The organism is Inquilinus sp. 2KB_23 (assembly GCF_052115705.1).
Classification (GTDB): domain Bacteria; phylum Pseudomonadota; class Alphaproteobacteria; order DSM-16000; family Inquilinaceae; genus Inquilinus; species Inquilinus ginsengisoli_A.
Window position 1 is genome coordinate 1 of the sequence record NZ_JBFRHF010000097.1, and the last position, 502, is coordinate 502.

1 protein-coding gene is annotated in these 502 nt (G+C 72.1%); it reads left to right on the plus strand.

Translation table 11 applies throughout. The features are described from left to right. Positions 1-54: 54 nt before the first annotated feature. The coding region (locus AB4112_RS36065) for an AMP-binding protein (protein WP_441727299.1) at positions 55-502 on the plus strand (448 nt) is incomplete at its 3' end.

A 502-nucleotide genomic window follows, 5' to 3' on the forward strand; every position in this document is an offset into this window, starting at 1 on the left:
CGTCCAGGCGTCCAGGACTGGATCGCGGGGCATGCGTCGTCGGATCCGGATCGGGTGTCGGTGGTGTTCGGCGACCGCGAGGTGAGCCGGGGCGAACTGGAGCGGCGGGCGAACCATCTGGCTCATCGCCTGGTGCGGTCGGGTGTAGGGCCGGATGTGCTGGTGGGTGTGCTGCTGGAGCGGTCGCCGGAGATGCTGGTGTCGCTGCTCGCGGTCTTGAAGGCGGGCGGGGCCTATGTGCCTCTGGCATCGGACGCGCCGCCGGCGCGGCTGGCGGAGATGGTGGCGGATAGCGGGCTGCGCCTGGTGCTGACGCAGGCGTCACTGTCGGACCGGCTGCCGGCGGGGGCGGCGCGGATCCTGGTCGAGGATGCGGCAGGCGAGGCGGCGGTGGCGCCGGTGGTGTCGCTGTGCCCGGAGAACCTGGCCTATGTGATCTACACCTCGGGGTCGACCGGCAAGCCCAAGGGCGTCGGCGTCGCCCATGGACCCATCGCGGAGC